Consider the following 20,623-nt stretch of genomic DNA (forward strand, 5'->3'; position numbering starts at 1 on the left):
TAGCGATTGATATTTACCGAAAAATGAAGGAATTGATATAAGAATGACAATGTAAAGATGTAAGTTTGTATATCACCAATATTAAATTTAAGGTTATGCTATATTTAGGAATTCTGGTCTTTTTTGGACTTATTACATTATTTGCTTCATTTTATACGGTAAAACAAGAATCTGCTGCTGTGATAGAAAGGCTGGGTAAATTTTTAAAAGTAAGTCATGCTGGTTTGCATTTAAAAATTCCGTTTTTGGATCAAATATCTAAACGTCTGAATCTTAGAATAAAGCAATTGGATGTCATAATTGATACCAAAACACTGGATAATGTTTTCATCAAGATGAAAGTTTCTGTCCAGTATCAGGTAATCAGAGACAACGTAAAAGATGCTTATTATCGTTTGGAGAATCCCGAAAATCAGATCACATCGTATGTTTTTGATGTTGTGCGTGCTGAAGTTCCAAAAACAAAATTAGATGACGTTTTCGTAAGAAAAGATGATATTGCCATTGCCGTAAAAAGTGAATTGCAGGATGCGATGCAAAGCTACGGTTACGATATTATTAAAGCATTAGTGACAGATATTGATCCTGATGAACAGGTCAAACATGCCATGAACAGAATCAACGCTGCTGAACGTGAAAAAACAGCCGCAGAATATGAGTCTGAGGCTCAGAGAATACGAATTGTTGCTGTAGCAAAAGCTGAGGCAGAATCTAAAAAACTACAGGGACAGGGTATCGCAGATCAGCGAAGAGAGATTGCGAAGGGACTGGAAGAATCTGTAAAAATGCTGAATGCTGCCAATATCAATGCACAGGAAGCCTCTGCGTTAATCGTGGTTACGCAACATTATGATACACTGAATGCTATCGGCGCCAATAGCAGAAGTAATTTGGTTTTGCTTCCTAACTCGCCGACAGCAGCAAGCTCTATGCTGAATGATTTGGTTGTTTCAATTGCAGCGGCACAGAAGATTGATGGACATAATAGTGCGCAATTGCCTGATCTTCCTAAAGATGGCGGTCTTTAGGGATAGAAATCCAAAGAAGCTCTTCCATAGACGTATTATCTAAATGTTGATGTAACTGAATTCCTCAAAAGCAGGATATGGGATAAGATTACCAAGGGTACCACCAGGTTGGGCAATAAAGCATATGGAAATTGTAACATAGCAATATTTGGCTGATCGTAAGCGATCAATTGTATAGGAATTGGGGATGACAGTATTCCTAGAAGAACAACAATGAGAACTGAGCAAATACCGAATATGTTCCATAATCTGAAAATCTGGAAATTGAAAATTTTACGAAAGAATATGCCCGTTATCAAAAATATTAAGGCAGTAATTCCGAAAACTATATCATAATTGCAGCCAATAAAAGTCATTTCTCGCGGCAGCATTTTAGCTTTGAATAAAGCATAGAGAATAAATTCTACAGGAATACGCGAGATATGGATCGCCAAAAGCAAATACATATTTATTTTTGTATTAACCAATAGTATCGAACAACAGACGATTGTTATAACTGTACCCAATAGCGTTAAGGCGAAAGATGGGGGAAATTGTATAAAGAATCCTGCAACAGCGGCAAATGATATGAAGAGCGACCAAATGATATAAACTCGCGTAGAAAGTTTGTGGCGTACAGCGAACCAAAATAATACAAAACAACTTATTGTAATAACTATAAATAGATTCTGCATGATTAAAAAGCATATATCTTATAAAACTAAAGCATAAAAGGCCTAAAATACTTGCCTTAAGGCAAGTATTTTAGTGACAGGAATTCCTCGCTATATGCTTTTGACCAAAATGAGAATATTATAACGACAGATGCTCCAAGCATTGGTTATTATCGAGAAAATTTTATTTAGCTTCCCTCAACAGGTATTTAGGAGAGCTTTTTACTTCGTTACCTCAAAACGATTTGCTCCATAATTCGAGTTATTTAGCGATAAGCCATTGCGAATAGTAACTAATTAGCTACGAATTCTAAGTGACCATTTACAGATATTTAATCATCATTTAAATAATTAAATGTGTCTTTATTTTTACTGCCATATACAAGGGTATGTCTTCAAAACATACCATGGTTTAACAAGTAAATTTAAAGACAATGAAAAGATTAATGATGAGTTTGGTAGCAATGGTGATGCTATCATCTGTTGCTTCGGCCAAGACAGCCGCAACAACAGTCAACGGAAATGCATCTGTGAAAACAACTTCCCAGCGCCTGGCCAACAATACGGTTAGGGTTACCGAGGCAACCACGGAAACGAATGCGGCATTCGTACGCTGTAATTTTAAAGTAAGTATTTATAGCTGTGATGGTGTTTTATTAGGCAGCGCTGTCTACACAGATTATGCTTCTTCAGCTGGCGGCTGTGCTAATTTCTTTGCAGCAATGCATGACTGGGTTGCAAACAACTAAACTTTTATTCATTCTTACACAAAAACAAAAGCGGGGCTTTGACCCCGTCTTTCTAAACTAAATTATCATGCGTAAATATTATATATTCTTTTTATTTCTATTCCTTTCCAGATTATCTTCTGCACAGCGGCTTCATGCGATATATGAATACATCCCATCAGCCATGGCTACTTTTAAAGAAGATGTCTATTATGATGGAACAGTGAAGATTGCAGTTCGTGATTCGATGCCAATACGCAAGCAGGAGCTCAACAAAGATGGCGATGATGAAGTAGCTTCCTCATTTTCGATAACAATCGGATCTGGCAAGAGGTATAACAGGGTCGTGATCCATCAAAATAAGGCTGACCAACAGCTAGAAACCCGTTCCATTCAAGGTGTTAACTATCTGGTGACGGACAAATTTCCGGCATTGGTCTGGAATACCGATTACACCGATGTGGATACGTTAGGCAAACATGTATGCCACAAAGCAACGGCCTCTTATCGTGGAACTACTTTGGTCGCTTATTATACCAATGATATTCCCGTACCTGTGGGACCATCGAAATTTGGTGGCTTGCCGGGCCTTATTGTGATGCTGTATAACGAAAGTGCCAATCCGAACTATTGGTACCTGAAGGAGGTAAATTATCCCTATGCGGGAAATATTCCCGTAAATGATAAATATATCCAGTCTTTACCCAAATTGAGCCTGGAAGAATTTGTCAAGAAAGACGACCAAATCAATGAAGAACAAATGCGTATTATGTACAGCAAAATGCCAATGATGGAAGGTGTAAGCGTTGATAAGCAAAAAGTTAGAGGCAGTGTAGAGCAAGTGTATGAATGGGAACATCAATAAGCGGATAGCGGCCTTATTCAGCTTTTGTCTGTTGTTTATGGTCGTACATGGACAGGTTGCTATCCATGGAAGCGTTAGTACTGAGGGAAAAGCGTTAGGAGGGGTACGTATTGATTTACGGCGTGATGGCGATAACAAAATGTTGGCTTATACGTTTAGCGACGGCCAAGGCAAATATCATGTGCAAACGGCCCAAAGTGGACCATTTACGTTGCTATTCAAGGCGCTTAGCTTTAAGCCAGTTTCCCTTTCGATTACGCCTACGCAGGCCGACACGCTAATTGATGTACAGTTGTCAGCTGGAGGGGTGGAGCAATTGCAGGAAGTGATTGTCCATTCCAAAGGCCCCTACCGCCGGGGCAGAGATACCATTGAGCTTGCTGTGAAATCCTTTTTGCAGGGTGACGAGCGTACGGTAGAGGATCTTCTTCGAAAGATTCCCGGCATTCAGGTGGGGACCGATGGGAGTATCAAAATAGGCAATAAAGAAGTAGAAAAAGTGATGGTGGAAGGGGACGATTTTTTTGAAAAGGGCTATCGCCTGCTGACACAAAGTATGTCCGTTCGTCCCTTGGAAAAAATTCAGATATTGCAGCGGTATTCTAATAATAAACAGCTGAAAGGTATCGAAAATTCGGACAAAATTGCACTAAATCTGCAACTTAAGGAGGAAAGCAGGGCACAGTGGCTTGGCTCGGTGGATGCGCAGGTGGTTCCCATAGGTTCAAAATATTATCAGGCCAATGCGAACTTGATGAATTTTGGAAAAAAGAACAAATATTACCTATTAGGTGCTGCTAACAATAATGGAGTCGATGCCGTAAGCAGTATTAACCACCTGATCCAGTCTGGTTCTCCTGATGAACCAGGTCAGATTGGTGTCGGAATAACAACACCTACTTTGATAGATAATACGCCAAATTTGCCCAGTTTTGATTATAAAAGAACGAATTTCAATAACGATAAGCTGTTGTCCTTGAATACCATTTTAAATCCGACCCCACAGTTAAAGATCAAATGGCTGGGTTTTGCAAATCCTACTAAAAAATCATTTTATCGAAATACCGTGCAGAACTATCATTTGGAGGATATTCAATTTACCAATACCGAAGATTATCAGTTTACCAGAAACATCGATAACTACTTCACGAAACTGGAACTGCAGTTGGAGCCCAATAAGCGTACACTGTTGAGCTATTCAGGTACACTAGGTTCTCTGAGAAAAAATGATTTGGGTGCATTACTGTTTAGTGGTGTTCAAAGTGAGGAACTGACCAAAAGTAAAGGATATTTGACCAACCATAGTCTGAGTTATAGCTACAAATTTTCGGAGCGGGATGTACTGGTCAGCTCACTACGTTGGATAAAGCAGCAGTCGCCATTGGACTACAGTATCAATCAATACTATTATGAAGACTTATTTGGAGGTAAAGATATCCATGCGGTAAAACAACATATCGAAAATAATCTGCAGTATCTGGGCGCTACTACACACTATGTAAGCCGAAAGAAAAATGGTGATTTTTTTGAGTTGGCCTTCAATATGGCCTACCAGCAGCAACAGCTCAACACCGAATTGAAGTTGTTATCAAATCCAGACGAGTTGGGTGGGACAGCAGTATCTCCTTCGGGATTTTCCAATGCGATGGACTTAAACGTGTTTCAGACGAACCTTATTTCCAAGTATACCTTTAAACGAAATAAATGGGAATTGACACCTCGCTTGCAGGCAGGTCTTGTACAGAACAGGTTGACAGATTTTGGGAAACCCAAACATAAAAATAACCTGTTGCTTTCTCCAGGACTATCGGGGAAATGGGTTATCCACCCAAAAGGGCGACTGGAAACAGATCTCTATTTTCAACAACAGAATACCTCACTCACCGAGCTAATTCCCCATTATTATACGACAGGGGTTCGAAACTTTATTCGAGGAACGGATAATCTAGCGACCTTAAGTAGTTCCGGTGGCACGCTGATGTACACCTATGGCAGTATGACAGATCGTTTTTTTGCGAACCTTTCGGCCGGACATCAGATTTTGTTTGATTATGTGGGTACAGAAAGCAGTTTAGACCCCAATTTTAGCCTTGTGCAACAAGTATTGCTTAAAAACAAAAAGAGCAGCAATTACAAGGCAGATCTCAATTATTACCTGAAAGTTGTAGGTGGAAATTTCCGTCTGGACTTAGGTGCAAACACGGCAGATTACGAAACATTGGTGGTGGGCGTGGGCAATCGTCAAATTCATACAGAGACATATGATTATGGACTATCGTTTAGAAATGCATGGAAATCCAGGTTGAATATTTACACAGGTTATGCCCTGCAGTCGGTTACTTATCGCTCAGATAGCAAAACTACACTCAATAATAGCCGCGGATTTCTGAATGTATTTTTGAATATGGGAAAAAATATACAGTGTAATCTAAAGAATGAATCCTATCGCTTTGGCAGTTTCCTTGGGCAGGATTCCAAGACCTATTATTTTTCGGATTTCTCCCTATCTTATGAATTGCGGCAACATAGGACAAGATTTACCATGACAGCAAAAAATATTTTTAATACTCGCTTTTTCAGAAATGCTGAATTGACAGACCTTTATAATACCAGCACCGAATATAAACTTTTGCCGGGTTATATCAGTTTTGGGGTAGATTATAGCTTTTAAGTTTTTATCGAAACCAGGACAGAACATATCCTCGAAGATGAAAAATTCTTTCAGGATAGGCCTGCAACCGTTGCTTTTTATTACAAGTTGATTTCATCCGAAATTAGATTGTCAATAAAAACGCTTTGATCAATTCGGCGGTTTCAATAGGTTTTTCCGCAAGAATAAAATGGCCACAGTTTTCAATTTTTTTAAGTGTTAGATTACGGGTGATTTCCGGTAATGAATGAAGCAGTAGGTCATAGCCACTTGCACCAATCGCCAGGACTGGCATTTCTAATTTACTGTAGCTCGCGTAATCTTTAATATCCTGTGGAAAGGCTTGATACCATGCATTGGAACAACGAATAGCATCTTTATTATCATAAGCTTCACTATAAACAGATTTATCAAATTGGCTTATGCTATCTTTATTAATCAGCAGGTTGTCAAATAACCAAGAGATGACGATTGACATGCGTCCCTCAAGTAACCTTTCTGGTAATTCTTTTACTTGATTAAAAGCTAGCCACCATGGATATAGATAAGTTCCCCCCAAAACAGGTAACATAGGAAGCTGATACATGCTTGGGTCTGGATGTGGTGTATCCAGCAGTATCAATTTGCTAGTTGCTTGAGGATAATTACAAGCAAAACTAAAAGCAACATGTGCACCGATATCGTGACCTGCAATAAAAACGTTGTCCAAGCCTAAATGCTTTACTAATTTGTAGATATCCTTGGCGATGTTCTTTTTGTCGTAACCATTTTCCGGTTTATCCGAGCTACCCATTCCTCTAATTTCAACTACAAATACTTGGTTGCTTTCTGCTAATATAGGCATTACATGATGATACGCCCACCATGTTTCTGGATAACCCGGAATAAGAATTATGGGGTCTCCTTTGCCTCCGTGAACATAATGGATTGAAATGTCATTTATTACGATAAAATTGCTTGTGAAGCCGGGTACAAGTTTAATAAGTTCTTTGTCGGAATATGCTGTTTTCATGATAAAAAGATATTTATAGCGACCATTGATTTTCTATAGACAAATTTAAACTGTATTTTTACAACCAACAAGTATGAAGTATACTTTATACTTGTGATATTTTTTTAAACTATTGATTATCAAGTGAAATTAATTAGTCAACTAGCGAGGGAAGCGAACATTCCTATTGGAACTATACGTTTTTATGAAAAGAGTGGACTCATTTCTGGCAAGACAAAAAAGGATATAACTTCCAATAACTACGTTTATTACGATGATGAAGTAACCGAAAAACTGAGGTTCATAAAGATGGCAAAAGCTGTAGGTTTTACGTTAGCTGAAATTAAGCAGGTTATTGATGCATGGTATCAAAAAGAGCTAACTCAGACAAGTAAAATGGAAGTGCTCGATCTTAAATTGGAACAGATAGATGCTAAGATAAGGGAACTTAAAGTAATGAAAAAGCAAATCGAACAATGTAAAAGCAATATCCAAAATGGTTTAAGTCGATAACCTATGTTTCCGGCTTTACCTACTCCTAGCTCATTGAAATGAAAAAGATGAAAGAATACAAAATTGCTATTGGATTGTCAACCGTATTGTGTCTAATTGCCTTTTTTATTAGAGATCGGTTTTTAATGTTTTTTACAACCGAAATTATAGGTGAAAGCCCCTTGTTTAAGGATAGCTGGCGTCTACCTGGCCAGGTTTTACCAACACTGATTTTTATTTTCTCTTTTGGAATTCTCCCTTTTCTGTATCTGTCAGTCAAAAATTATTGTAAAGTATCTTCGTTAAGAAATCAACGGCTTTCCCTTCTAATTATCAGTACTTCGGGACTTATATTGTGTTGGGTGCGCTTGGTTTATTTAAAATTTAAAGTTGCTCAGATACGAGACCTGTTAAGAAGGGCCGAGTTTACTTCGGATGGTGATATACCCAGCGTTCGGTTTCAAGATATGCATCTAGAGTCTTATCTCTTAGTAGGCTTACTTGTTGGCTGGCTACTAAGTATTATTATTTTTAGAAAATCTACAAATCCTAAACTTTAATTTCCCCCCCTGAATGCTTAACGAGAGGGGGATCTCGTACTATGAACTGCATGAGAGTGTAGAACATCCTGTGGTGTTGTCATAGCTAGAAGGACGTTTGACGGAAAATTCCGGAAATAATTCTTGGTATGGATTTTCTAATGCTTGCGTTAGTTTCATTAACATTGCTGTTTTTCCAGCATTAATTTCTTCAATGCATTGGTAAAGCAGATAGTTCCGCAGTATAAATTGGGGGTTTGTTTTTTTCATTAAATCCAGGGACTCAGCTTTTGAAATTGAATTTGAATGCAAGCGGGATTGATACTGTTCCATGAAGTCTTTAAGTCTGCTAAGCTTTTCTTCATTTAAAACAGCGTAAGCTACTGGGCTAAAATGTTCATGTAAATCAGTTTCTGGAGTTATTTTTTTCAATTGATTGAAGAATAGGGTATGATCCAATGTGAGTTCTTGCATTAAACCCTGCCAGTTGTTAAAAAACACCTCATCTTCCTTTTTTAGCCCATCAAATCCGAATTTTTTGCAAAGCATTTTGTCATGAGCTTCCCAAAAATAAACGCCAAAATTATTTAGGGTGTTTTCAAGGAATTTTTCATCGTTGATGATAGGTTGGAGGGCATTCGCAAGTTTCCATAAATTCCAGTTTGCAATCTGTGCCTGCTTTCCAAATGCATATCTCCTTCCTGGTAGATCCGTCGTATTGGGCGTGAAATTTAAATTATATTCATCCATCATTGAATAGGGACCATAATCGATCGTTAGGCCTAAGATCGACATATTGTCTGTGTTCATTACCCCATGCACAAAACCTACTCTAAACCACTCTACCATTAAGTCTGCCGTGCGGTTACATACATTTTCAAAAAAATCTTTATATTTCTGCTGATCGGATGAAACAATTTCAGGGAAGTAATTTTCAATCGTAAAATCAAGCAGATCCTGTAATAAGCTGTGCTCCCCCTGAGCAAACATCAGTTCAAAATGTCCAAAGCGAAGGAAGCTTTCGGCGGTTCTGATTACCACGGCTCCTTTTTCGTATTTTGGGTTGCCGTTGTACATGATATCCCGAAGAACATCTTCTCCCGTAAAGGCCAGGCTTAAGGCTCTGGTAGTAGGTATGCCCAAGTGATACATGGCTTCACTCATCAGGTATTCACGTATAGAAGATCGCAATACGGCTCTTCCGTCCGCACGTCTTGAATAGGGCGTTGCACCAGCTCCTTTCCATTGAATTTCGGTCTTCTTACCCGCGGTATTGGTAATTTCACCTGCAAGAATAGCCCTACCATCGCCCAGTTGTCCGGCCCAGTTACCAAATTGATGTCCCGCATAAGCTGTAGCGTAGGTCTGAATATTGTCGGGTAGGTGAGATCCTACCAAAAAGTTAAGATCCTTTTCTTCAAATTTACCCAGCCCTATTTCCTCAGAAAGAGCCTCGTTGAAAGCAATCAGTTGAGGCTGTTCAAACCCAGCAGGTTCGATCGTAGCAAATAACACTTTTGGCGTGCCTCGCTGTGTAGGATTATTGGAAAAATCTCCAGGAAATTTTTTGAGGAAAGGTTGTTTGATCTGTTCAATATTCATACGGCAAAGATATTAATTATAAAAGATATAGACTTTCCAAATTATGGAAAGGTCCTGCATATGGTCAAAGCGTTTTCAGAATGACCATGTTGAGAGAAAAATCAGTTGCTGTCGGACTAGGCTCGCTAATTATTGCAGTGACTGAACGATCAAAGCCTGTCTAACAGAATTCTGTTTTTCTCTAGCACGGTCGTAAGCCTTTTTCAAGAGGTAAGAGGCATAGGCAACATCTTGCTTATTGTGAAGGTAAAAACTGATCCATCCTGAATTTTTAAATAGATGATGGTCCTTGATTTTTCCGTCCATCATTAATGATTTTTTTAGCTCTTTATTTAATAAAATATCCACTAAACCATTGCTATGTACATGTGCGAATTCCTTTCCCGAATAATTGAACGCAGTCCCGCCATATTTATGTATCCCAACCGTCGTCCCGGGCATACGTTCGACATTTTCTTCCAGGTCATCGATCCAATGTAGTAGTTCGGGATTCGCAATGAACATCCAAAGTCTCATAAGACTATCAAATAGGATGGCTAATAAAGGGATATCCTTTAAAAAGCCAAGTTTTCTTACCACAAAAGAAAACATAGGTTATCGCTCGCTTAATAGTTTAATATGCTCCATTACTCGGAAATGCACATTCCTAGTGATACTTTCTGCCCAAAGGTCATAATACCAAGTAGGGAAGACATGGAGATTATACCAACTGTTCCCGATAAGGGTAGTGGTACCATTTCCATTGTCTTTCAACATAAATTGACCTCTTCTGATATCTATATGCCCCATAATTTCAGGGTCTTTGGGTTGATCAATGATATCAAAAACTAAGTTTTCATTGACGTCAAATTTTACAATCTTCTCATCGAAAATATATCCGTTGCTGAAAATGCATTTTCGGTTTGCGCCCAGTTTATGCTCACTTACCGTTGTGGCCATTGGGCTCGGCATTCCTATATTAAAGAGCCAATAGTTTTCCTTCTGAGATATCGGATCGAAGGCGACCACGTGCTGCCATACTTGTGCTGGACTCGCATGAATCAAGATCTCATCGGAGACCATATTTTCGTGATGATGATCACTCAGGGAGTCAACAATAAAAATTCCAAGTAATAGGCTAACAATGCTTATATTCAATTTTTGATTGCTCTTTTTAAACATTGACCTTCCAATAAAGGCGCCTGCGATAACAAAACCAAAAATAAGAGGGGAAACAATTAAGAGGCAAATAATGCCTTCATCTAAGAATATAAAACTCAGTAAGATAGCTATGAGACTAGCCAAGATAGAGCATGCCGTTATTTGTGTTCCTCTCATGTTGGTATCTTTCCAACACCAAGCCATAATAATACCCATCAACAGTGGAATAATCACAAACTCAGAAAAGACAAGTACACCCACATCCTTGGGCAGCAATGAAGATTGGATACCAATAATTAGAAATGCAAAAATGTTGGCTATTAGAATGCCCTGAACTATTTTAGAACTTCGTACTTTATAAAACGTTTGTTTCAAACTCATCGTATTTGATTGTTATGCTTCCCGACTCGGGCTGATCTTATTTTAGCCGCATATTCACACACTGTTTAAAGGCGTTTAAGTGAAAAGGCGATATCGGAGCTAATGTTTTTTTAATTGTTAATGACCAGTGGTGTCTCAATATTTATTTCGGTATTTTGTCCCTTTACACAAAGACCGGCATAATGGTTCCATTCATCATTCGGGCGACCATTTATGAATATGCCACCCACTTTTGGCTTGCTATGCGTTATGCTAAAACTTTGTATGGCTAAGATATTAAATAATTCGCTATTTAATAAATTTTGGAATGCTGCTAAATATAATGCTATTCAATTGAAGCTGATCAAAATGTTACAAATACGAAAATGCCCTTGCGTTGGATGTATCTTACTTCTGAATTCGATACAAATCGCGAAAAAGTTGATGAAGCAAGTCTACGACAATGGGGTGGAGTTGATAATGTGGATAAAATTATTTGGTTATTACAGAAATAAGTAAGAAACTCGCTTATAAGATAATGGTAGAAACCGCATTTCGATAAGAACGTTGTGGTAATGCTTGTTCATAGAAATAGACAACTCCAATGAAATTAAGAAAAATTATATTGCTTTTGGTGATAACCCTTTTAGGGCATACGCTCTTCGCTCAGGCAAAAAATGAGGTAAAGGTACTGCAAATCAATATCTGGCAGGAGGGGACTGTCGTGCCGAATGGGTTTCCTGCGATTGCAGACGAAATTATTGCCAAGCATGCAGATGTGGTTCTCTTTAGTGAAGTCCGCAATTACAAGGGAACAGATTTTATTCAGCGTATACTAACGGAACTCAAAGCTAAGGGGGCTATATATTTTGGCCAGTCCAGTGACGCAAAACTGGATGTCGGTTTTATTTCCAAATATCCGATTGAATCACAGCATGCGCTTTATGAAAAAGAAAGTACTATGGGCGGGGTTTTAAAAAGTAAGATCAAGATTGGAAAGCGTTCTTTTGTATGTTATTCTTTACACTTGGACTACACGAATTATGCCTGCTATTTGCCACGTGGTTATGATGGTGTGACCTGGAAGAAGTTCGATCGCCCTGTTTCAGACGTAGGTACCATTATTGAGGCTAATCGGAAAAGCAAACGTGATGAAGCTATCCAGGATATCCTGAGCGATGTAGAAAAAGAGGATCAATCACAATCGTTTATTATTGCAGGTGATTTTAATGAGCCTTCGCATTTGGATTGGATATTGGCAACAAAAGATCTTTTTGACCATCGTGGGGCAGTGGTTCCCTGGGACTGTTCGGTTTTATTAGAAAAAGCCGGATTTATAGATAGCTTCCGTCAATTATATCCCAATCCGGTCAGTCATCCTGGTTTTACTTACCCTGCTTTTAACAAGGATGTTCCCATTGAGAAATTGGCATGGGCACCCACAGCGGATGATCGGGATCGGATCGATTACGTTTATTACCGCAGCAAAAAGCCGTTGAAGCCAGTAAAAGCTAACATTGTCGGTCCTGTGGAAACCGTAAAGTATGGGCAGAAGCAGGAAAAAGATAGTGAAGATAACTTCCTGCTGCCCGAAGGCGTGTGGCCAACCGATCATAAAGCGATGTTGGTTATGTTTAAATTCTAGTGCATTAATAGCCATATGAAATATACCGAAAAGCCCGTAAGTGCCTACGAATGATAATTTATCTTCAGCGAATTATAATTGGTTCGATTTTTAATAGGTTGTACTGTTAAATTTGTGTTTAAAATGATAAGTTTATCATGAATAAATCAAGCTAATGAAAAAGATTAAAAGGTTCATTTTAGTGGTCGTCGCTCTATGTGTAGTAGCCCTGGTTGTTGTGGTGATAACCAATAGCAATGTAACGGCTAAAACAGATTCGGTGATTTTCACGGAACTTAAAGATTTGCCAAGAACCAAGGTCGCCATCATTTTTGGCGCTGGTATCAATGGTGATCAGCCAAGTAGGTATTTGAAAGATAGACTCGATGCCGGGATTTCGTTGTACAAAAACCACAAAGTGGATAAAATATTGTTGTCGGGAGACAACGGACGAGACGAGTACGATGAGCTTAGTGTAATGAAGTTGTACTGTCAGAAAAATGGCATCGATACCGCAAAAATTTATATTGACTATGCTGGGTTCGATAGCTACTCGACCATGTACCGGGCAAAATATATATTTAATGTTGATACGGCAATCTTGGTATCTCAGAAATATCATCTAAATAGATGTGTTTATCTGGGCGATAAATTGGGCATAAAATCATTCGGCTATAGTGCAGATCGGGGCGCTTACCCGGGGTATAAATATTATGCATTTAGAGAAAAACTATCAGTTACGAAAGCTGTTTTGGATATAATGAGAAATAGAAAACCAAAGTATTTAGGTAAACAGGTGGATGTAAACGGAAAGTCGAATTATACGAAAGAATAGGTTATTAGATTTTATAGACCGATAGACTATTTATTATCGTAAAATTGTTTGAGAAACCAGGTATTAATTTAATATTAGATAACAGACAAATGAAAGTTATTCTAAAAATACTCCTAGTTATATGTGGGATAGGGATCGCAATTTTCGTGGGTTTTATCGTTATGATTCAGGCCGCTTTTGGTGGTTTTGACAAAGATTATTCCGTAACGGAACTTAAAGAAAACTTTGAGAAAAAAAGAGCCGAGATTTATGAAGTCAAAAATTATATAAACAAAATAATTCCACCAGATAAATCTGTTGAAATAGAATTTAGCAAAAACAATACTTTAGGTATTTTTCATTTGAAAGTGGGAGGCAGGTTTGACAGTAACTGGGATGTGAAAATTAGTTCAAATACAACAGACTCTTTATTGCAAGAACTTGGTTGGACAAGAGGGACTTTAAAGACTCTCAAAGAGAAGTTAGATAATGCAAATTGTATCGGTATTACAAGCGGAGAACCGTGTAATATAAGCTTTCAACGAAGCGGAATGGGGAGGTATTCCTTTAATTTGTTTGATAAACCAATTGCCGATAGCTTAAAAACGGCTTATAATGACGGTTGTACTTACATTATGGTAAATGACAGGCTTGTGCTGGAATATGGTGGTGGCGCGATTGGAAGTCAATGCTTTTATAATTTAGAATAGGTAGAAAGCTTAGTCGCTAAAAAGAACAGGCCGTATGAAATTGACTATTAAAATTTTACTATTTGTCATGCTTTCTCATTTAGCTTTTGGGCAAGCCAAAATGAGAGAATTAAAAGAACTTATTAATAAGGATGAAGACGCCATAAAGTTAATCATGGCTTGGAAAAATGCTGCAAAAAATAAGATTCAAATTTTAGCGAATGATTCATTAAGGTCCAATGAAGCATTATTTAATACCCAAGTATCAACACGTTCACCAATGGGTGCAATAGTTTTTCATACGGGTGGTATTTTGATTGATAATGGATGGATCAGGATTTACGGTTCTGGAAGCGAAAAATTAAATCGAAATCTACCAAATTGGAATAAAGGGAAAACTTTTCAGAATTTTGGCGACAAACCCGGTTATTTAATTATTGCAGATGATGCTGTAGGTGGATTTTTCTTATTAAATGGAGGTGATTTAGGAAACGATTTAGGCAAAATATACTATCTGTCTCCCGATAATAATGAATATGAACAGCTCGATCTAACTTATACAGAATTTATTAATTTCTGCTTTAGTGGAAATATTGATGTGTTTTATAGGGATTTACGTTGGAAAAATTGGGAAGATGATTTCAAGAAACTAAGTGCCAATGAAGCTTTTATCTTTTATCCCTATTTATGGACTAAAGAAGGAAGGGACATCAATAAAGTGGAAAAAAATAGAGCAAGTATGGAAGAAATCTATACATTGAGAACACAGCAACTATAATATAAATACTACAAAGATTGTATCCTCCGCTTAAGATATCCAAACTACTTTTTCAAGCAGAAATAAGTCATCTTTGTCATATAAACCATTGCATATTAGTGAGCAGTAATCGAGTTCAAGCTCTTTTGAAATAACTCATACGATGGAATATTTGATTACTCCATCTTATCTTCAACCGAAGAGTTGCTCTTTGGTACCTTAACTATTTATTATTCCTTCAATAAACAAAAATCGTCATTCAGAAGTTTAAAATCATTTTAAAACTTCTGAACTATTTGACTGGTAAGATAGCGGGATAAGAGTGAACGCTAGAATAAACGAAGTTTAATCTTTTGCAGCGCCAGTATTCTTCTTTCTCTTACTAGTAGCATTCGGGGATAAAATAGCTAAAGCCAATGTCTTCAGGAGTTTGCAGGAATCAAGTTGAATAAGTATTTTCGTATAAATTCCAACTTGACATGAAATTCCTTTTAACCTTTATTTTTTGTTCCTGGTTTTCTTTTTCACTATTTTCTCAGGTTGGAAAAGTAGGCAGGCAGAAAGATCAATTTGAAGCAATTGATTCTGTTCTCGGCCAAGTTTTAAAAGATCATCATGTGGCGGGTTTTGCCGTTGCTGTTGTGAAAGGCGATAAAATAATTTATAATAAGGGATTTGGTTATCGTGATTTCGCGAATAAAAAACCCGTCACACCCAATACGCTTTTTGCAATTGGTTCAAGCTCCAAAGCTTTTACTGCTTCATTGTTAGGTTTGTTGAGAGCAGATGGCAAACTAACATTTGAGGACCGAGCGGTATCTTTACTGCCAACGTTGCGGTTTTACAATGATGAGATGGATAATCAAATCGTTGTTAAAGACCTAATGGCGCATAGGACAGGCTTGTCCCGCTATGATTTATCTTGGTTTCTGTTCAATAGCAAAAATAGAGATAGTCTGATTTCGCGGGTCAGATTTATGAAACCCAGCTCAGGCCTGCGAATGAAATGGTTCTATAATAACTTCATGTACCTTGCTCAAGGAATGATTGTGGAGCGATTGAGTGGTAAGACATGGGAACAAAATATACAAGAAAAGTTTTTTACCCCCCTACAAATGACCCGTTCTAATACCGATCTCTTAGCATTTCAACGGGACAGCGATGCTTCTTTGCCCTATACACTTTCCAAAGATAACACGATAAAACTGATTGATTATTATAATATTAGTGGTATGGGGCCAGCAGGAAGCATAAATAGCAGTGCTAATGACATGTCTAATTGGCTCAAGGTTTGGCTCAACCGAGGTTATTTCAATGGGAAAGAAATACTTCCTGCAAATTATATAAATGAGGCTGCGAGCTCCCAAATGGTGATGGATGCAGCTTTACCAGACAAACATAAAGATGTCTTCCTTTCCAATTATGGTTTAGGCTGGATGATTGGCTCCTATAGAGGACATTATCAAGTAGAACATGGTGGAAATATTAACGGATTTTCTGCGAATGTGGCATTTTTTCCAACAGATACACTCGGAATTGTCGTATTAACCAATCAAAACGTATCTAAAGTTCCTACAGTGGTCAGAAATTCTATAGCGGATATACTTCTTGGTTTGAATCCAATCGACTGGAATGGTGAAAAAAAGGCTGAAATCGACTCACTGCTTCATAATAAAAAAGAAGACGAAGAAAAGTTGCCCGTTACAGCGACGAAACCTTCCCATTCCTTAAAACAGTATACTGGTTCTTTTGAAAATCCTGCATATGGAATTATTGAGGTAAGGCTGAAGGACAACAAGTTATACAGTGAACTCGGTTATGAGAGGGTTGTTCTCATCCACCGACATTATGATGTTTTTGACCCACGGTCTGTCGATAAAAATGGGGTAGCGGATACTGAGCCAAGTAATCTTCTCTTTAACTTCTTTAGCGATGTGGCCGGTCAGATTCAAGGTATAGGAATTCTATTGGACGGTAATGAAAAACCAGTTATGTTTGATCGTAAACCCAGTTCCGTTGCTGCATCGCGGTAACAGAACGTATGGACCAATAAGATGAAAAGGAAGGTGCCGATGACACGCTTAAGCCAGTTGCCACAGAAAGGATGAAGTGTCAAACTGTAATTGAATATACGAAAGCAGAAGATTGGATGGATTTTAGAATTGGCAACTTTCGAATGACTTCTTTACCAAAATTCTTATTAATTGGGATATTCTTCTTATGGAGCGGAGCCCTTTATGGGCAAGCTACGGAAAATATCGTGCAGGGTAAGGTCGTCAATCCTGATCACGTGCCTGTTTTCCTGGCTACAATAAGCTTATATAGTAGTGATAGCAAACTGATAGTTAGTTCAATGACAGATAGCACGGGCTGTTTTCGGATTGCGCATAGACTAACGGGAAACTATTATTTGTTGATTAAGCACCTTGGTTATAAAGAATTGAGGAGCAGTTCGTTTAATCCGTCCAATGGCGACGTTGGGACACTACATCTTCTCCGACAGGAGAATACACTGGAAGCGGCAGAAGTCGAAGGTAAAAAGAAGTTGTTTTCTGTAGATGGAGGTACAGTCGTCTATCATGTAGAGAATAGCATAGGCTCTCAGGATATATCAGCTTTCGATGCTTTGAAGAGATCTCCTGGTGTGCAGATAGAAAACGATACAGACATTACACTCAATGGGAAAAGTGGGGTACAGATCCTCCTGGACGGAAAACAAACTTTTCTTTCAGGAAAAGAACTTAGTGATGTATTGAAATCGATGTCATCCAATAACCTCAAATCCATCGAAATTATCAATAATCCAAGTGCCAGATACGATGCCTCTGGAGCTGCAGGTATAATCAATATCAAAACCAAAAAAAATCAGACAAAAGGCTTAAATGGAAACATTTCCACGGCCTTTGCCTATGGTGTCAGTCCCAAACAATTGGAAAACCTTGCATTTAACTATCGGGTTAATAGGATTAATGTCTATGGAACTTACAATCATACATTGGGGTATTACAATTACCTCTATGGTACGGATCGCCAGCAAAATGGAAAGTCGTATGACAGCCATACGATCGACGTGGACAAACGTCAGAAAATGGCGGCTCAAGTCGGGGTCGACTATTTTATTGACGAAAAGAATACGGTCGGTTTTTTGGCAAATGGCAATTTTATCTTTGGAGGAGGTCTCACCAATACCGCTACAGCCATTACGACACCGCCTTCCACCACGGTTGAGGAAACGCTGGATGCCATTAACGATTATTACGGGCAGAATACGAAACGCTACAATTTTAACCTGAACTACAAATACGAAGATACAATAGGGCATAGTCTAAATATTGATACCGATTACGGTCTCTTCGGTAAATGGAACAAAAACCTGCAGTCAAATATTTACCGTGACAATCAGCATGTCGTTACTGACGAAAATCTTTACCGTACTCTTAATGATATCGATATTGATCTAAAAGGATTAAAAATAGACTATGCGACACGGTTGTGGGGCGGGAAGTTGGAAACAGGTGCCAAATACTCCGCAGTAGGCTCGAAAAATAACGCAAACTTTTATCATGTTAAACAATCGAAAGATAGCCTAGACAATAGACGTTCAAATGATTTCCACTTCGATGAGCATATCAGCAGTGCATATGTTGACTACAAACGGTCCATCGGTGCCTGGTCTCTACAGGGCGGGCTGCGACTAGAATATGCTAGCTCCAATGGTACCCTACTTTATCAGGAGTATGGGGCAGGTCTCAACGAGCATATCAATAGAAAGTTCACTAACTTTTTCCCCTTTTTTTCCATTGCCACACAATTGACTGCTAAACAGACACTGTCTTTGTCTTATGCCAAACGTATAGAAAGACCAGCATATCAGGATCTCAATCCTTTTGTATATATGCTTGACGAGCTTTCATTCTGGAAAGGGAACCCCTTCCTGGCACCTTCATTGACCCAAAGGTTTTCGTTACTTTATTCCGTGAAAAATTCGACAATAATAGGCATAAACTATGCCTATACAGACCAATTGAATGCAAAAGTAATAGATACACTGGAACAGGATAAAATCATGATGATCAGTAAAAATGTGGGGACACAGCAACATTGGTCCCTGTCCCTGACGCAGACTTATTCGCCTAGGCCCTGGTGGGACATGACTTTCAATGGCCTCTTGTATTATATCCATAATGATGTTTCCTTTGACCAGTACCAAAATCTCAACTTGAGGCAGACTGCGGGACGAGCCGGTCTCCTTCAGACCTTCAAACTCCCCTTTCAGATGAGGGCAGAAGTTTCGGTGGTCTACAATTCAAAACGACTCGGTGGGGCCAATACCATCAGTAGACCGGTTAGTCAAGCGGACATCGCGTTCCAAAAATCTGTATTAAAAGACAAAGCAACAATACGACTGGCTATCACCGACATCTATAAAGGTAACCAAGTTAAATACACGCAAAATTTACCAGGACTGCTTTCATCAAGTTATGGCTACTACGAATCAAGACAGGTACGTCTGAGTTTCAACTATAGGTTCAGCAGTGGAGCGACTAAGGATCAACGTAATCGTAAATCGGCTCTCGAAAGCGAAAGCGGCCGGATACAATAAGATATCGGCACCGTTTGTACATATTTATTTTTTAATATTGGCCCTGCAATACATTGATGAATCTTCTAAATTTGAAATCTATAAATTAATAAAGACACGACATGAAGTTTACTATTTTCTTTTTAACATTAACATTTCTTTGCTTTAACTGCGAAGCCCAAAAGCAAGCTGAAATCTTCAAGATGATGTCATGGAATATATTGCACGGAGCAAATGATAGTGAGGATGGCAAAGCCCATGCGGTACAGATTATAAGAGAAATAAATCCGGACATCATATTGATGGTGGAAACTTACGGTTCCGGTAAAGAAATAGCCGATTCCTTCGGGTACAATTTTCATTTAATTGCTCCCGAAGGAACAGCTTTAAATGATAAGAGTGTTAATTTGTCCATCATATCTAAGTACCCTTTTGGTGAACGGATTGACACTGAATTTCCATTTTATCTAGGAGGAAGAGAAGTTATCATCCACAAGCAGAAAATTAGATTATTCTCGAATTGGTTTCATTATTTACCATGGGAAAACGAGCCCGAAAATTTGGGTAAAACAGCTGCCGAACTTCTTATTTGGGAAAGATCGGGAGCTAAATATGAAATGATACAAAAGGTATTGCCCTATCTAAAAAAATATGCTGCACAAGCGGATTCAATTCCTATGATTCTTGGTGGAGACCTCAATACGCCGTCTCATTTGGATTGGGGTAAGGATACTAAGAAAATACATAATAATCTGGTGGTTCCCTGGTATTCAACAAAAGTATTGGCCGATATCGGACTGGTGGATACTTATAGAACCTTGAACCCCAATCCCATCACACATCCAGGTATTACATGGCATACGAAAGGGGAGAATGATGACCATCGGATAGATTATATATTTTACAAAAGTCCAAAGTTAAAAGCTTTAAAATCTGAGTCTTATAAGGTGTTCTTTAATGAGCCAATCAAACTGAACGGTAAAGAAATTTTATACCCTTCTGATAATGGTTTTGTAGTGACAACATTTAAGATAAGGTAAAAACGATCTTAAATATATCATATAAGTATTGCTGCGCTTATCTATTTTTATCATTTTTATATCGATTCC

The 20,623-nt window shown here is 38.4% G+C and carries 17 protein-coding genes; 13 read left to right on the forward strand and 4 right to left on the reverse strand.

The window, feature by feature from the left end:
- The first annotated feature begins 95 nt into the window (after window positions 1-95).
- The 4 genes from ACHWSC_RS23555 to ACHWSC_RS23570 all read left to right on the forward strand — a co-directional run bounded on the left by ACHWSC_RS23555 (window position 96) and on the right by ACHWSC_RS23570 (window position 5,945).
- On the forward strand, window positions 96-1,028 hold the full coding sequence (locus ACHWSC_RS23555; RefSeq protein WP_075992121.1) for an SPFH domain-containing protein: 933 nt from the start codon (window positions 96-98) through the stop codon (window positions 1,026-1,028).
- Between the two features lie 1,087 nt (window positions 1,029-2,115).
- A complete protein-coding gene (locus ACHWSC_RS23560; RefSeq protein WP_147420919.1) occupies window positions 2,116-2,430 on the forward strand; it encodes a hypothetical protein in 315 nt (104 codons plus the stop codon).
- A 67-nt stretch (window positions 2,431-2,497) separates the two neighbouring features.
- The gene (locus ACHWSC_RS23565) at window positions 2,498-3,274 is read left to right on the forward strand and encodes a GLPGLI family protein (RefSeq protein WP_313236318.1); all 777 of its coding nucleotides are present in this window, start codon (window positions 2,498-2,500) and stop codon (window positions 3,272-3,274) included.
- Entirely contained in the window at window positions 3,255-5,945 is a 2,691-nt protein-coding gene (locus tag ACHWSC_RS23570) for a hypothetical protein (protein ID WP_394678375.1), read from the forward strand. Before ACHWSC_RS23565 ends, ACHWSC_RS23570 begins: the two co-directional genes overlap by 20 nt.
- Before the next feature lie 103 nt (window positions 5,946-6,048).
- Here the strand turns inward: ACHWSC_RS23570 and ACHWSC_RS23575 are convergent, their stop codons facing one another.
- Window positions 6,049-6,936, reverse strand: coding sequence for an alpha/beta fold hydrolase (locus tag ACHWSC_RS23575; protein ID WP_248933515.1), 888 nt, complete (start codon window positions 6,934-6,936; stop codon window positions 6,049-6,051).
- Between the two features lie 123 nt (window positions 6,937-7,059).
- On the opposite strand from ACHWSC_RS23575, the gene ACHWSC_RS23580 reads away from it, so the two are divergent.
- Both ACHWSC_RS23580 and ACHWSC_RS23585 read left to right on the forward strand, forming a co-directional pair.
- The gene (locus ACHWSC_RS23580; RefSeq protein ID WP_075992126.1) at window positions 7,060-7,428 is read left to right on the forward strand and encodes a MerR family DNA-binding protein; all 369 of its coding nucleotides are present in this window, start codon (window positions 7,060-7,062) and stop codon (window positions 7,426-7,428) included.
- A 47-nt stretch (window positions 7,429-7,475) separates the two neighbouring features.
- Window positions 7,476-7,967, forward strand: coding sequence for a hypothetical protein (locus ACHWSC_RS23585; protein WP_248933516.1), 492 nt, complete (start codon window positions 7,476-7,478; stop codon window positions 7,965-7,967).
- 39 nt (window positions 7,968-8,006) lie between these two features.
- Here the strand turns inward: ACHWSC_RS23585 and ACHWSC_RS23590 are convergent, their stop codons facing one another.
- The 3 genes from ACHWSC_RS23590 to ACHWSC_RS23600 all read right to left on the reverse strand — a co-directional run bounded on the left by ACHWSC_RS23590 (window position 8,007) and on the right by ACHWSC_RS23600 (window position 11,069).
- Entirely contained in the window at window positions 8,007-9,548 is a 1,542-nt protein-coding gene (locus ACHWSC_RS23590) for a YdiU family protein (protein WP_394678376.1), read from the reverse strand.
- Between the two features lie 129 nt (window positions 9,549-9,677).
- On the reverse strand, window positions 9,678-10,127 hold the full coding sequence (locus tag ACHWSC_RS23595) for a luciferase family protein (RefSeq protein WP_394678377.1): 450 nt from the start codon (window positions 10,125-10,127) through the stop codon (window positions 9,678-9,680).
- 15 nt (window positions 10,128-10,142) lie between these two features.
- Window positions 10,143-11,069: a hypothetical protein gene (locus tag ACHWSC_RS23600; RefSeq protein WP_394678378.1), complete on the reverse strand. Its 927-nt coding sequence runs from the start codon at window positions 11,067-11,069 to the stop codon at window positions 10,143-10,145.
- Between the two features lie 583 nt (window positions 11,070-11,652).
- Here ACHWSC_RS23600 and ACHWSC_RS23605 point away from each other — a divergent pair.
- From ACHWSC_RS23605 to ACHWSC_RS23635, 7 genes are all read left to right on the forward strand, one after another.
- Window positions 11,653-12,693 carry an endonuclease/exonuclease/phosphatase family protein gene (locus ACHWSC_RS23605; RefSeq protein ID WP_394678379.1) on the forward strand — a complete coding sequence of 347 codons (1,041 nt, stop codon included), beginning with the start codon at window positions 11,653-11,655 and terminating at the stop codon, window positions 12,691-12,693.
- Window positions 12,694-12,847: 154 nt separating this feature from the next.
- Window positions 12,848-13,507 carry a vancomycin high temperature exclusion protein gene (locus ACHWSC_RS23610; protein ID WP_394678380.1) on the forward strand — a complete coding sequence of 220 codons (660 nt, stop codon included), beginning with the start codon at window positions 12,848-12,850 and terminating at the stop codon, window positions 13,505-13,507.
- An 89-nt stretch (window positions 13,508-13,596) separates the two neighbouring features.
- Window positions 13,597-14,196: a hypothetical protein gene (locus ACHWSC_RS23615; protein ID WP_394678381.1), complete on the forward strand. Its 600-nt coding sequence runs from the start codon at window positions 13,597-13,599 to the stop codon at window positions 14,194-14,196.
- Window positions 14,197-14,230: 34 nt separating this feature from the next.
- Window positions 14,231-14,953 carry a DUF2625 domain-containing protein gene (locus ACHWSC_RS23620; RefSeq protein WP_394678382.1) on the forward strand — a complete coding sequence of 241 codons (723 nt, stop codon included), beginning with the start codon at window positions 14,231-14,233 and terminating at the stop codon, window positions 14,951-14,953.
- Between the two features lie 458 nt (window positions 14,954-15,411).
- Window positions 15,412-16,965 carry a serine hydrolase gene (locus ACHWSC_RS23625; protein ID WP_394678383.1) on the forward strand — a complete coding sequence of 518 codons (1,554 nt, stop codon included), beginning with the start codon at window positions 15,412-15,414 and terminating at the stop codon, window positions 16,963-16,965.
- A gap of 71 nt (window positions 16,966-17,036) precedes the next feature.
- Window positions 17,037-19,535 carry an outer membrane beta-barrel protein gene (locus tag ACHWSC_RS23630; RefSeq protein ID WP_394678384.1) on the forward strand — a complete coding sequence of 833 codons (2,499 nt, stop codon included), beginning with the start codon at window positions 17,037-17,039 and terminating at the stop codon, window positions 19,533-19,535.
- 182 nt (window positions 19,536-19,717) lie between these two features.
- Window positions 19,718-20,554, forward strand: coding sequence for an endonuclease/exonuclease/phosphatase family protein (locus ACHWSC_RS23635; protein ID WP_394678385.1), 837 nt, complete (start codon window positions 19,718-19,720; stop codon window positions 20,552-20,554).
- Window positions 20,555-20,623: the final 69 nt, after the last annotated feature.

This window comes from uncultured Sphingobacterium sp. (genome assembly GCF_964277905.1).
GTDB classification, from domain to species: Bacteria; Bacteroidota; Bacteroidia; order Sphingobacteriales; family Sphingobacteriaceae; genus Sphingobacterium; species Sphingobacterium siyangense.